This is a genomic window from Mycobacterium sp., from assembly GCF_047975165.1.
GTDB lineage: Bacteria > Actinomycetota > Actinomycetes > Mycobacteriales > Mycobacteriaceae > Mycobacterium.
In genome coordinates this window covers 15,910-27,970 of sequence record NZ_JBKECZ010000032.1, presented here as the reverse complement: position 1 = coordinate 27,970, position 12,061 = coordinate 15,910, and the positions used below count along the sequence as shown (strand labels likewise).

Annotated in this window: 12 protein-coding genes, 1 tRNA gene and 2 pseudogenes; 3 read left to right on the top strand and 12 right to left on the bottom strand. The window is 65.3% G+C overall.

Features of this window, described 5'->3' with window-relative positions:
- Positions 1–293 precede the first annotated feature (293 nt).
- Positions 294–383 (top strand): annotated as a pseudogene (locus ACK5M9_RS02765) (PAC2 family protein); the annotation flags it as partial.
- Positions 384–406: 23 nt separating this feature from the next.
- On the opposite strand, the gene ACK5M9_RS02760 reads toward ACK5M9_RS02765, so the two are convergent.
- The 4 genes from ACK5M9_RS02760 to ACK5M9_RS02745 form a co-directional block, all read right to left on the bottom strand.
- Positions 407–1,297, bottom strand: coding sequence for an SDR family oxidoreductase (locus ACK5M9_RS02760; RefSeq protein ID WP_416891671.1), 891 nt, complete (start codon positions 1,295–1,297; stop codon positions 407–409).
- A 23-nt stretch (positions 1,298–1,320) separates the two neighbouring features.
- Entirely contained in the window at positions 1,321–2,565 is a 1,245-nt protein-coding gene (gene mshC / locus ACK5M9_RS02755; protein WP_416891670.1) for a cysteine--1-D-myo-inosityl 2-amino-2-deoxy-alpha-D-glucopyranoside ligase, read from the bottom strand.
- 419 nt (positions 2,566–2,984) lie between these two features.
- Positions 2,985–3,329 (bottom strand): hypothetical protein, encoded by a 345-nt coding sequence (locus tag ACK5M9_RS02750; protein WP_416891669.1) that lies wholly within the window; start codon positions 3,327–3,329, stop codon positions 2,985–2,987.
- Positions 3,330–3,443: 114 nt separating this feature from the next.
- Complete coding sequence (locus ACK5M9_RS02745; protein WP_416891668.1) at positions 3,444–3,875, bottom strand: cellulose binding domain-containing protein; 432 nt, start codon at positions 3,873–3,875, stop codon at positions 3,444–3,446.
- Here ACK5M9_RS02745 and ACK5M9_RS02740 point away from each other — a divergent pair.
- On the top strand, positions 3,768–4,133 hold the full coding sequence (locus ACK5M9_RS02740; protein ID WP_416891667.1) for a ribbon-helix-helix protein, CopG family: 366 nt from the start codon (positions 3,768–3,770) through the stop codon (positions 4,131–4,133). The two genes, ACK5M9_RS02745 and ACK5M9_RS02740, sit on opposite strands and share 108 nt — an antisense overlap.
- A 13-nt stretch (positions 4,134–4,146) precedes the next feature.
- Here ACK5M9_RS02740 and ACK5M9_RS02735 read toward each other — a convergent pair whose 3' ends face one another.
- From ACK5M9_RS02735 to ACK5M9_RS02725, 3 genes and pseudogenes are all read right to left on the bottom strand, one after another.
- Positions 4,147–7,011, bottom strand: coding sequence for an RND family transporter (locus tag ACK5M9_RS02735; protein WP_416891709.1), 2,865 nt, complete (start codon positions 7,009–7,011; stop codon positions 4,147–4,149).
- Positions 6,993–7,393: pseudogene (locus ACK5M9_RS02730) on the bottom strand (MmpS family transport accessory protein); the annotation flags it as partial. The pseudogene ACK5M9_RS02730 and the gene ACK5M9_RS02735, both read right to left, overlap by 19 nt.
- A 224-nt stretch (positions 7,394–7,617) precedes the next feature.
- Positions 7,618–7,881: a cellulose binding domain-containing protein gene (locus ACK5M9_RS02725; protein WP_416891666.1), complete on the bottom strand. Its 264-nt coding sequence runs from the start codon at positions 7,879–7,881 to the stop codon at positions 7,618–7,620.
- 193 nt (positions 7,882–8,074) lie between these two features.
- Between ACK5M9_RS02725 and ACK5M9_RS02720 the strand changes: the two genes are divergently transcribed.
- Positions 8,075–8,251, top strand: a complete 177-nt coding sequence (locus ACK5M9_RS02720; protein WP_416891665.1) for a hypothetical protein — start codon at positions 8,075–8,077, stop codon at positions 8,249–8,251.
- A 112-nt stretch (positions 8,252–8,363) separates the two neighbouring features.
- Here ACK5M9_RS02720 and ACK5M9_RS02715 read toward each other — a convergent pair.
- The 5 genes from ACK5M9_RS02715 to scpB form a co-directional block, all read right to left on the bottom strand.
- Positions 8,364–8,440 (bottom strand) — tRNA-Pro (locus ACK5M9_RS02715).
- Positions 8,441–8,516: 76 nt separating this feature from the next.
- A complete protein-coding gene (der, locus tag ACK5M9_RS02710; protein ID WP_416891708.1) occupies positions 8,517–9,917 on the bottom strand; it encodes a ribosome biogenesis GTPase Der in 1,401 nt (466 codons plus the stop codon).
- Positions 9,914–10,639, bottom strand: a complete 726-nt coding sequence (gene cmk, locus ACK5M9_RS02705) for a (d)CMP kinase (protein WP_416891664.1) — start codon at positions 10,637–10,639, stop codon at positions 9,914–9,916. Before cmk ends, der begins: the two co-directional genes overlap by 4 nt.
- Positions 10,636–11,388 (bottom strand): pseudouridine synthase, encoded by a 753-nt coding sequence (locus ACK5M9_RS02700; RefSeq protein ID WP_416891663.1) that lies wholly within the window; start codon positions 11,386–11,388, stop codon positions 10,636–10,638. The genes cmk and ACK5M9_RS02700 overlap by 4 nt, the downstream gene beginning before the upstream one ends.
- Entirely contained in the window at positions 11,388–12,017 is a 630-nt protein-coding gene (gene scpB, locus ACK5M9_RS02695; RefSeq protein ID WP_416891707.1) for an SMC-Scp complex subunit ScpB, read from the bottom strand. The genes ACK5M9_RS02700 and scpB overlap by 1 nt, the downstream gene beginning before the upstream one ends.
- Positions 12,018–12,061: the final 44 nt, after the last annotated feature.

Sequence of the window (12,061 nt, the reverse complement as noted above, 5' to 3'; positions counted from 1 at the left end):
GACTCGTTGTAGGCGCCTGAGTTCGGACATTTTGCCTAGTACCCAGGCGTGAGTGTGAGTCGTTCGCGAGCGTAACGTGGTTGCGATTTTGCGCTCCGGATTTCGCCCTGGCGTTACGCTCGCGAGCAAGCGGGCTCGGCCAGCGCGGCGCGCCCGAGGTCGTGCGCGCCTCCCGCACGTACGCCACCGCGCGAACCTACCCGCCTAGTACCCCAAACCGGCCACCCGACCAAGCAAACCCACAGGTCAAAGACCTAACGAAGCAGAATCTCGGAGACCGTGTCCGAAATCAGGTCAAAGACGCACTCGGCAAGATCGACGGAGATGCGCTGGCCGCCGAGTTCGAACGCCATCTGCGCCGCCGTCGCGGCTTGGGGCGCTGATCCTCCGGCCGGTACCCGGCTCGTCACGAGTTCGGCGGGCTCTCCATCGACTCGTTGTAGGCGCTGGTGGCGCGACCGAGTGCGGCCACGTCGGCGTCCATCCGCGGCACCATGTCCACCGCGATCTTGCGGATCGGGGCCTCGCCGATGCGGGTCGACAGCACCGGCTTGATCCAGCGGAAGAGGCCGACCCAGCGCGGGCAGTACACGTGGTCCTTGCGGCCCTCGATGCCCTTGACGAACGCATCGGCACATTTGTCGACCGAGGTCGTCCTGTTGAGCGGCCACGGCATGCTCGCCACCATGTCGGCGAATGCCGGCATGTCTCCCTTGGTGTCGCGGACCAATGCGGTGTCGATCCAGGACATGTGGGCAGATCCGACGTCGACGCCGAGGTGAGCCACCTCCAGGCGCAGCGAGTTGGCCAGGTGCTCGTTGCCCGCTTTCGAAATGTCGTAGTTGGCCATGCCGGGTGCCGCCGCGAACGCGGCCAGTGACGAGACGATCAGCACATAACCGCGGCGTTCGACGATCGCCGGCAACGTCGCGCGCACGGTGTGGAAAACACCGAGCAGGTTGACGTCGATGACCCGGGTGAACACCTCCGGGTCGATGTTGAGCACCGACCCGTAGCTGGCGATACCGGCGTTGGCCACGACGACGTCGATCCCACCGAATATTGCCACCGCCTGGTCGGCGGCGGCCTGCATTGCAGACAGGTCCCGCACGTCGGCTACCGCGGTCAACACGCGGCCGTCACCGCCGAGTTCGGCGGCGATCGACTTCAGCTCGGCCTCACCGAGGTCGGTCAACACCAGTTTGGCGCCTTTGCCGTGCAGTCGGCGGGCGACCTCGGCGCCGATTCCGCGACCGGCGCCCGTGATGAAGACCACCTTGTCCTGAAGCGATGCCATAGCCGGAAACGTACCACCGCCGGCTAGAGCGCCACCCCCAGGAGTGCGTCGATCGCCGACGCCACCGTCGCAGGCGCCGTTTCGTCGTGGCCGCCGTATTCCATTGCGTCTGTAGTCCAGCCATCCAGTGCGGCAACCGCTTTGGGTGTGTCCAGATCGTCGGCAAGATAGCGGCGAACGCGGGTGAGAACGTCGTATGCATCCGGTCCGGCGGGAAGTGACGTCGCGGTGCGCCAGCGGTGCAGGCGTTTCACGGCGTCGTCTAGCACCTGCGTGCTCCACGAGCGATCCGCACGGTAGTGCCCGGCGAGCAGGCCGAGTCGCACCGCCGATGGGTCGACCCCCCGAGCCCGTAGTTGCGAGACGAGTACGAGATTGCCACGACTCTTCGACATTTTGTGCCCATCCCAGCCGATCATTCCCGCGTGCACGTAGTGGCGGGCGAATCGACGTTGGGAACAAACGCATTCGGCATGGGCCGCGGTGAATTCATGATGGGGGAAGATCAGGTCGCTGCCGCCACCCTGGATGTCGAGTTCGCTGCCGATGCGGCTGTGGGCTATGGCCGCGCATTCGACGTGCCACCCGGGCCGGCCGGGGCCGAACGGGGATGGCCAACTGGGTTCGCCCGGCCGGTGCACCCGCCACAGCAGCGCATCGAGTTCATCGGTCTTGCCACTGCGGCGCGGGTCGCCGCCGCGCTGTTCGAACAGAGTCAGCATGGTATCGCGGTCGTAGCCGGACTCGTAGCCGAACTGCACGGTGGCGGCTGCCCGGTAGTAGACGTCCGGATACTCCCCGATTTCGGGGTCGACCACGTACGCCGCGCCGGCGGCCAGCATCTTCTCGACGAACTCGACCACTTCGGCGACGGCCTCGGTGGCCGCGACATAGTCGTGCGGAGCCAGGATCCGCAGGGCGGTCATGTCCTCGCGGAACAGGGCGATCTCGCGGTCGGCGAGGTCGCGCCAGTCGAGGCCGTCGCGGTCGGCACGTTCGAACAGCGGATCGTCGACGTCGGTGACGTTCTGCACGTAGTGCACGTCGTGGCCGAGGTCGAGCCACAGCCGGTGGATCAGGTCGAAGGCCAGATAGGTGGCGGCGTGACCCAGGTGAGTCGCGTCATAGGGGGTGATGCCGCAGACGTACATTGTCGCCCTTGCCCCCGGTGTGACCGGCCGCACCTGGCGATCGGCGGTGTCGTAGAGGCGAAGCTCGGGGCCGCGTCCCGGCAGCACCGGAACGGATGCTGACGGCCACGACTGCATGCCTGTGACTTTAGGCGTGGCGACGATGCGCCCCGCGCGGCGGGGCGGGGAGGAGGCCGCCCATCGGGTCGGGCGTGGCGACGATGCGCCCCGCGCGGCGGGGCGGGGAGGAGCCCTCGGCTGCGGCTGCGGCTGCGGCTGCGGGTGCGGCACACCGATCCCCTCTGCACCCTCAACGATCACGAGCCGGTTCTGCTGGCGTCCGAGGGCGTGAAGTCACCGCGGCCCCCGTCGGCTGTGAAGCCGGAGCGTCGAGTGTGAATCGTTGGCGTTGACTGTGAAGCCACGGCTTTCACTGTGAGGTCAGGGCGGAGTTTCGGCGAAAATCCCGCCGCAGGCTCACTCTCAACGCCAACGATTCACAGTCAACGCCATGTGTTCACAGTGGACGCCGTGGCTTCACAGTCGACGCCCAGGTTTCACTCTCGATGCCGCCGGCTCACCCTCGACGCCCAGGTCGCCCCCGCAGTCGCCGGCTGCCGGCGATATCGTCGTCTCGGAATGAGATCGATGGGTTGACTGTCGAGGCTGGCATATACGACCCGGCCGCCCCCGCCCAGATCCTCGAACACCTCGCAGACGGCGTTTTTGGGATGGATCTCAACCACTGCCGGGGGAATGGATTCGACGACGGGCGGAAGACCGATCTCCGCCGTCTGGCGCTGAATTTCATTGATGCCGTAGCCGACGGCCGTCGCGGTCACCAGGGCGACAAGGGGTAGCCAGAGTTTGACGATCAGGGTGTGTGATCGATCGTCACCCACGCCCCAGCGGTACCACGGCTACAACGGATGTAGCGGCCGATCTCGTTCCGAGTCCGGACCCGCCGCCGCGCCGGTTCCGTCGGTGTCGGGGGGCAACCGTTGTGTCGCGAAGAATCACATCGACGTGCAGGGCTGTCCGTTGATCCGGCAGTTCACCGGTGGCGAGTAGGAACCCGTCAGCACTCCCCTGATGCCGCCGGTCGCTGAACCGCCCGGTGCAATCATTTGAGTCCAACTCACCGGGGTGATCACGAAGTGCGTGCCGTATTGCGCAAAGTTGCTACTCCAGGTGTGCTGGATGGATTCGCCTGGGGGCAAGTCGAATTCGAGCCGCCAGCCGTTGAGTTCGGTCAAGCTCATGTTGGTGATTGTGAAGTGCGCGATGAAACCGGTCTGCCACGCCGATGACACCCACAGCGTCGCAGCAGGCGCGGCGGCATGCGCCACCGGGGCGACACCGAGGCCGGTGAGCGCGATCACGAATGCCGACACGACTGCGTGAAGTACTGTGCGCCAGGGCTTCACGTAGCGGTTGCGTCCGGTCATGGTTACCGACACTATCGCCGCACCGGTGGTAGCCGCCCGGCGTGTCGGGCCAATGCGGCCGTTTGGTTTCCCAACCGAAATCGTGATGAAATTCTGGCGTCGGTTCCGCCCCCGAAGCCGAAGCCGGAGAACTCCAAGCTCAGCGCCTCGATCCCGACGGACTTGCTGGAGCGCTTCGAAAAGGCTGCCGACGCCGCCGGGATCAGTGTCGCCGCCGCGCTGCAGGATGCGGTGACAAAGTGGGTCAAGAAGAAGTAGTGCGACGCGGCTGTCAACGCCGCACTGATCGTGTGATCCGCTGGGGCCACCAGAACCACGGTCCCAGCAGCCGCGCGAGCGGCATGACCAAGAACAACCGGACGATCAGCATGTCGAAGATCAGTCCGATGCAGATGGTCACACCGGATTGGCCGATGTTGATGACGTCGCTGGACAACAGCGCCAGCATGGTGAACGCGAAAACGAATCCGGCGGTCACCACCACGCTGCCGGAACTGCGCATCGTTCTGATGACGCCGGTTTGAATACCGGCGCCCAACTCTTCCTTGTACCGGGAGAGCAGCAGTAGGTTGTAGTCGCAGCCGACGGCGACCAGCACGATGAATCCGATGGGTAGCGTCAGCCAGTGCAGTTGCACGCCCAGCAGTGTTTCCCAGACGAACACCGACAGACCGAATGCGCCGGCGAAGGACAGGATCACCGTTAACAGCACGATGATGGCGCCGACCAGTGCCCTGGTCACCAGTAGCACAATCAGGAACACCAGTGCGAACGTCGCGAGCATCATGATCGCAATGTCTTTGTGCGAGAACTCCTGGACGTCGCGATAGTTCGACGAGGCCCCCGCCACATAGATCTGGGTATTCGACAGTGAGGTGCCCTTGATGGCTTCCCGGGCGGCGCCGGTGGCGTCCTCGATCTGGTTGATGCCGGCGACGCTCATGGCCTCACCGGTGTGGTAGACCATCATGCGCGCGCCTCGGCCGTCGGCGGTCATGAAGAACCGGACTCCGGCCTTGAAGTCGTCGGTCTCGAAGGATTCCGGCGGCATGAAGAAAAAGTCATCGTTCTTGGCGTTGTCGAAGGCCGTAGCCATGTCGACCATCGGGTTGACCATCGAATCCAGCTGCGGAATCGTGGCGTGCAGCAGGCTTTGGACGGTGAGTGTCAGGGACTGCATCGTGCGCATGTTCTGCGCGGTGTCGTGTAGTTGAGCGGCCATCTGCGGGGTGACCTCGTCGATGATGGTGATGCCGTCCAGCATGTAGCCGAGTTGCTCGGCCATCTGGTCGGTATTGTCGATGGTCTCGTTGAAGGACCGCAGCGCCCAGCAGAGCGGGATGTCGAAGCAGTGTTTTTCCCAGTAGAAGTAGCTTCGTATGGGCCGCAGGAAGTCATCCAGATTTGCCAGATTGTCGCGCGCCAGGTCGGACGCGACTTTTAGTTGATCGGCGGCGTCGCGGGATATGTGGGTGCCCACCGACATCTGGTCGGTGAGTGACTCCATCTGTGTGGTCAGCTCGACGATCGTGCCCATTTTGGACGCCAACGTGTCGATGTCGGCGATGCGGTCGCTGAGGAAGCCGATGTGCTCACCGATCTTCGTTCCCATCGAGCCCATGGCGAACGGCAGCGAGGCGTGTTCCAGGGGCCGGCCGTTCGGGCGGGTGATGCTCTGCACCATGGCAATTCCTGGAACATGGAACACCTTCTTGGCGATCCGGTCCAGCGAAATCATGTCGGTGGTGTTGCGCATGTCGTGGTCGGCCTCGACGTAGATCGTGTCGACCGAGAGATGACTCTTGGGGAAATGCCTGTCGGCCGCGGCGTAGCCGGCGATGGATTCAACATTCTGGGGAGTGAAATCCCGGTCGTTGTAGCTGACGGTGTAGTTCGTCAGGTTGAGAATGCACAGTGCGATGATCAACGCGGCGACGGCGATCATCGCAATCGGCCAGCGCGCGATGCAGGTGCCGAATTTCTGCCAGATCGGGTTGGCCTGCTGATGTTTGGGTGCGGTCAGATCCAGCCGTTTGATGCTGCTGCCTGCGGTGAGCAGCGCCGGGCCGAGGGTGAGGGCGCCGACGACCGCGACGATCATCGATACGAACAGCGCCGGGTCGAGGGTGCGGAAGTAGTCCAAACGGGTGAGCGTCAGGCACGGGCAGGCGCCCGAGATTGCCAGGCCGGAGCCGGTGATCACGTGCGGCACGTGCTTGAAGTAGGAGTCTTCCCGGTTCTGCCCCGATTGGCGTGCTTCCTGATATCGCCCCAGGAAGAAGATGCCGTAGTCGGTGGAGGCGCCGAGCACCAGCGACACCAGCATATTGGCGGCGAACGACGAGATGCCGATGACATGATGCTGGACGAGCAGCGAAACGATGCCCCGGGCGCAGGTGAGGATGATCAGCACACCGAACAACGGAATCAGCGCGATCGTCAGCGAACGATAGGCCAGGACCAGCATGACGATGATCAAGGCGATGGTCACGATCGTCAGCTTGAACATGCTCTTGTCGGACGCTTCGAGCGAATCGGCGGCCAGGGGTGCAGGCCCGGTGATGTAGACGTTCAGGCCGCTCGGTTTGGGAACTTCGTTGACCGTGTCTCGAATCGCTTCGATCGACGCGTTCGCGTTCGCGTCGGCCTGGTCGCCGGTGGGACTCACGTTCACGGTGGCGGCGTCGCCGTCGGCGCTCTGCTGGCCCGACATGGTCACCGGGTCGCCCCACAGGTCGATCACCGCCTGCACGTGCTTGTGGTTTTCCCGCAGTTTGTGCACTACCTCGTCGTAGTAGCGGTGATCCTGCTCGCCGAGCTTGCGGCCGTGGGTTTCAAGAAGGACAACCGCAACGCTGGTGTAGTGGGTTTCCGTGAATGCCTTGCCGATCCGGACCGCGGCACGGGACGATGGCGCGTCGGTGGGCACCATCGCGCCGGCATTGGCCTTGGTGGAATCCTCCAGAGACGGCACGAGGACACTGGTGCCGACCGCGACGGCGATCCAGAAGAGAATGATCGGAATCGTGAGGACACGCAGGAGTTTCGCGATTCGGGGCCGCTTTGGCGGAATCTTGCTGTCGGTTTGAGCGGGCTCGTCCTCTGCGACGGCGGTCCCGCGGCGACCACCGTGCAGGCGGCGGCGGCGCCGGTGTGGTTGACCACCTGCTCGTCTCGGACCTTGCCGTTGACGATGATTCGGCATCCGACTGAACTGCCCTGGACTTGGGTGACGAGGCTCAAACTGGCCGCTGGCGACATCGTCGTTTCGGAATGAGACCACGGCAGCGAGGTCAGCGTCACCTCGACGGGTCGGCTGTCGAGGTTCGCATAGGCGACGCGGCCTCCCCCGCCGAGGTCCCCGAAGACTTCGTAGACGACGTTTTTTGATGGATCTCGACCACCGTCGGGGGAATGGATTCGATCACGGGCGGAAGGCTGATCTCTTCCGTCTGGCGGCGAATTTCCTTGATGCCGTATGCGACAACCGTCGCGGTCACTAGGACGACGATGGGCAGCCAGAGTTTGGCGATCACGTTGGCTCGCCGACTACTGCCCACGGTTAAGCGACTCCCCCGGCTCCAATCGATGCGACATCCGACTTCGTTCCGACGTTAGACCTGCAACCGGGGTGGGTTAATCGTGGGTCAATCGTGGGTCAATCATGGGTCAATCGTGGGGCGATCGGTGGGGAGATCGGTGGGGAGATCGGTGTCGGGCGAAACCGCGGCGTCGGGTGGAATCAGAAGGTGTGCTGGATGGATTCACCTGGGGACAGGTCGAATTCGAGCCGCCAGCCGTTGAGTTCGGTCAAGCTCATGTTGGAAATCGTGAAGTGCGCGATGAAACCGGTCTGCCACGCAGAGGAAACCCACAGGGTCGCGGCGGGCGCGGCGGCGTGCGCCGCCGGGGCGAGGCCGAGACCGGTGAGCGCGATCACGAATGCCGACACGGTCGCGTGATGCACTGTGCACCAGAGCTTCACGTAGCGGCCAAGTCCGGTCATGATTCCAACGCCATCGCCGGACGGGTGGTCGTTACCCGGCGTGCCATTCCGACGTGATCGGCCAGGGGGCCGGAAGTCAAAGGGCGCGCGGGATCGAGTAGCCCACCTGATCCGCGAGTCGTTCGCGAGCGTAACGGGGCTGCGATTTTGCGCTCCGCATTTCGCCGTGGCGTTACGCTCGCGAGGAATCGGGTTGATCGTGCCGCCAAAGGGGATTCGCAACACCAGCGTCAGCCTGATGCTTGCCGGCGGTTTGCCAGTGCACGTGGTCGCCGTGTGGCACGGCCATGATCCGTCAGTCTCACTATCGATCTACTCCGATGCCCAACTCGAGGATCTACGGGCTGGCGGCGCCGCACTGTTCGGCTGACGCGTGGCCCACCGAATATCGCTGGGGACACTCTTGGGGCACTGGCCCTGAACCGACCAGGAGTTCGGAAACGACAAACCCGCTCCGACCGAGGTCAAAGCCTGCTTTTTCTTGGTCGGGCTGACAGGATTTGAACCTGCGACCACTTGACCCCCAGTCAAGTGCGCTACCAAACTGCGCCACAGCCCGTTGCCGCCGTCGGCGAACCGGCAGCAGGTCGAAAGCCTACCGCAGGGCAATCCTGGGCGCGCGGCCGTCGCTGCGCTCAGCGCCGTTTGGCCGAGCGTTTCTCCCGGACCCGCACGTTGATCCGGATCGGCGAGCCCTCGAACCCGAACGATTCACGGAGCCGCCGCTCCAGGAACCGCCGGTACCCGGCCTCCAGGAAACCGGTGGTGAACAGCACGAACGTCGGCGGGCGGGCGGTGGCCTGGGTGGCGAACAGGATGCGGGGCTGCTTGCCGCCCCGCACCGGCGGCGGGGTGGCGGCGACGATCTCCTTGATCCAAGTGTTCAGCGGGCCGGTCGCGATCCTGGTGTCCCAGGATGCCAGCGCACTCTCCATGGCCGGCACCAGCTTCTGGGTTGCCCGGCCGGTCTTGGCGGAAATGTTGACCCGCTGCGCCCAGCGCACCTGTACCAGCTCGCGGTCGATCTCGCGTTCCAGCAGATCGCGGCGGTCTTCGTCGACCAGATCCCACTTGTTGTAGGCCAGCACCAGGGCGCGGCCGGCTTCGATCACCATCGACAGCACCCGCAGATCCTGTTCGGTGAGCGACTGGGAGGCGTCGATGAGCACGATCGCCACCTCGGCGGCGTCGATGGCCCCGCGGGTGCGCACTGAGGCGTAGAACTCGTGCCCGCTGGCCTGGCCGACCTTGCGCCGCAAACCCGCAGTGTCGACGAACCGCCACGTCCGGCCGTCGAGGTCGATCAGCGAGTCCACCGGGTCGACGGTGGTGCCGGCGGTGTCGTGCACCACCGAGCGCTGATCGCCGGCGAGCTTGTTCAGCAGCGAGCTCTTTCCGACGTTGGGTTTGCCGACGAGTGCCACCCGGCGAGGTCCGCCACCGGCCGCTGCGGCTTCGGCGACTTCGGGCAGTGCGGTCAGCAGCACATCGAGCAGATCGGCCACCCCGCGGCCGTGCATCGCGCTGATTGTATGGGGTTCGCCCATGCCCAGCGACCACAACGCGGCAGCGTCGGCCTCGGCCCGCTCGGAGTCAACCTTGTTGGCCGCCAGGAACACCGGCTTGCCCGAGCGCAGCAGGATCCGGGCCGCGGCCTCGTCGGCGGCGGTGGCGCCGACGGTGGCGTCAACCACCAGGATCACCGCGTCGGCGGTGCGCATGGCCACCGAGGCCTGTTCGGCGACCAATTGCTGCAGGCCCTTGGCGTCGGGCTCCCATCCCCCGGTGTCCTGCACCACGAACCGGCGCCCGGTCCACAATGCGTCGTAGGACACCCGATCCCGGCTCACGCCGGGCACATCCTGCACGACGGCCTCACGCCGGCCGATGATCCGGTTCACCAGCGTCGACTTTCCGACATTGGGCCGGCCCACGATGGCCACGACCGGCGCCGGCCCGGGTCCGGCCGGCTCCTCGGATCCCGAATCCGTTAAATCCCAGTCGCTTTCGTCCGACCAGGTGCCGTCCTGAGTCAACATGGGGCCTCGCTTCGCTGGGTGACGAGAGCCCGCAGATGTTCGATCACCTCGGACTGGGTCATGTCGCCGGTGTCGACTACGATCGCATCGGTTGCCGCCTGCAAGGGTGACACCACGCGGGTGGAGTCGCGATGGTCCCGGCGGCGCACATCGGCCAGTACCGCGTCGTAGTCGTCGGCCAGGCCCGCCCGCACATTCTGGGTGTTGCGCCGGCGCGCACGGGTCTCCGCCGAAGCGGTCAGGAAAACCTTCACCGGTGCATCGGGGAATACCACGGTTCCGATGTCGCGGCCCTCCACCACGATACTGTCCGGGCCCGCGGCCATGTCCCGCTGAATACCGACCAGCCGGCTGCGCACCGTCGGCACCGCCGACACCGCCGACACCGCCCGAGTGACATCGTCGGTGCGGATCTGAGTCGAAACATCCTCTCCGGCAAGGTGAAAGAGGCTCGAATCTGGATCATGACCGATCGACAACTCTACGGTTGAGGCGCACTCGGCAACTGCGGCAGCATCTTCGGGGTCGACTCCGGCCCGCAGCACCGCCAATGTCACCATCCGGTACATCGCCCCGGTGTCGAGAAAGCGTGCCCCCAGTGCCCGCGCCAGACCGCGTGAGACCGAGGACTTTCCGGTGCCCGCCGGGCCGTCGATGGTGATGACGAGCCCGCCCGCTGCGCCCTTCGTGCTCGGGGCGAGGTGTTCGGATCGGCTCACAGCCCGACCGCCTTGAATAGCGTGCCGATTTCGTCGCGGCGCAGTGCACGAACCGACCCCGGGCGCTGCTCGGCGAGCGCGACCCCGCCGATGTCGACGCGCACCAGCGCCTCCACCGGAAAACCGACCTCCGCCAGCATCCGCCGCACAATGCGGTTTCGACCCTCGTGCAGGGTCACTCGCAGCAGGGTCTTTCCCGGGATCGAATCGACCAGTGCGAAATCGTCGACCCGCACCGGACCGTCGTCCAGCTCGACGCCCGCACGCAACCGTTTGCCCAGCCCGCGCGGCACCGCACCGGTCACCGTCGCAAGGTAGGTCTTGCGCACCTCGTGGGAGGGATGCATCAGCCGGTGCGCCAACTCGCCGTCATTGGTCAGCAGGATCAGCCCCTCGGTGTCGGCATCCAGGCGCCCCACATGGAACAGGTTCTTGTTGCCGCGGACCTTTCGTTCGATCAGGTCGCCGATGCAGGGCCGGCCCCGGTCATCCGACATCGTCGAGTGCATCCCGCGGGGCTTGTTCAGCGCCAGGTAGACCAGCGTGTCATCGAGTACCACCTTGACTCCGTCGACGCGGATCACGGCCGTGTCCGGATCCACCCGGGTGCCAAGCTCGGTCACCACCTGACCGTCGACCTCGATACGTCCATCGACGATCATCTTCTCCGCGGTCCGCCGGGAGGCAATTCCCGCTCGGGACAACACTTTCTGCAGGCGAATACCCTGTGGCTCGTCGGATTCGGCCATCAGTCACGATCCACGTCGAAGGCGAGCGGCTGCCGCGGTGTCGCGCCGTGCTGAAGTTTGGCGAAACGCGGCTCGCTGTCCAGGGATTCGCTGAGTTCGTCGATGGTGTCAACGTCGGGAAGCAGCGGCGCGATGTCGGGGAGGTCGGAAAGCGAGGTCAATCCTAAACGCTCCAAGAACAATTCGGTGGTTGCGAACAGGGTTGCGCCGGAGTTTTCGTCGGTTCCCACTTCGGTGACCAGGCCGCGCACCAGCAACGTGCGCATCACCGCATCGACGTTGACACCTCGCACGGCGCTGACTCGCGCCCGGGTCACCGGCTGCCGGTAGGCCACCACGGCTAGCGTCTCCAGGGCGGCCCGGGTCAGCTTGCTGCGGGCACCGTCGAGCAGCAGCTTCTCGACGTACGGGGCGAACCGAGCGCGGGTGTAGAGCCGCCAGCCGTCGCTATTCTGCCGAAGGTCGATCCCGCTGTCCCGGTCGGCGAGCGCCTCGGCCAGCTGCCCCAGCTGGGCAACCACCCGGTAGACGGGCTGCCCGGTCGCGGTGGCCAGTGCCTCCGACGGCACCGGCGTGTCCACCACCAGCAGCAGCGCTTCGAGCACCCGGGCCAATTCGCCGGGCTCCATCTCGGCGGGCTCGGCGATGTCGGGGAGGCCGGGGCTGTCGAGGA

Excerpts from the sequence above, each read along its gene's own strand:
- ACK5M9_RS02725 (WP_416891666.1), bottom strand. The coding sequence starts at position 7,881 with ATGACCGGACTTGGCCGCTACGTGAAGCTCTGGTGCACAGTGCATCAC.
- ACK5M9_RS02745 (WP_416891668.1), bottom strand. The coding sequence starts at position 3,875 with ATGACCGGACGCAACCGCTACGTGAAGCCCTGGCGCACAGTACTTCAC.
- ACK5M9_RS02760 (WP_416891671.1), bottom strand. The coding sequence starts at position 1,297 with ATGGCATCGCTTCAGGACAAGGTGGTCTTCATCACGGGCGCCGGTCGC.
- mshC (WP_416891670.1), bottom strand. The coding sequence starts at position 2,565 with ATGCAGTCGTGGCCGTCAGCATCCGTTCCGGTGCTGCCGGGACGCGGC.
- ACK5M9_RS02700 (WP_416891663.1), bottom strand. The coding sequence starts at position 11,388 with ATGGCCGAATCCGACGAGCCACAGGGTATTCGCCTGCAGAAAGTGTTG.
- scpB (WP_416891707.1), bottom strand. The coding sequence starts at position 12,017 with ATGGAGCCCGGCGAATTGGCCCGGGTGCTCGAAGCGCTGCTGCTGGTG.
- ACK5M9_RS02740 (WP_416891667.1), top strand. The coding sequence starts at position 3,768 with ATGCGCCACCGGGGCGACACCGAGGCCGGTGAGCGCGATCACGAATGC.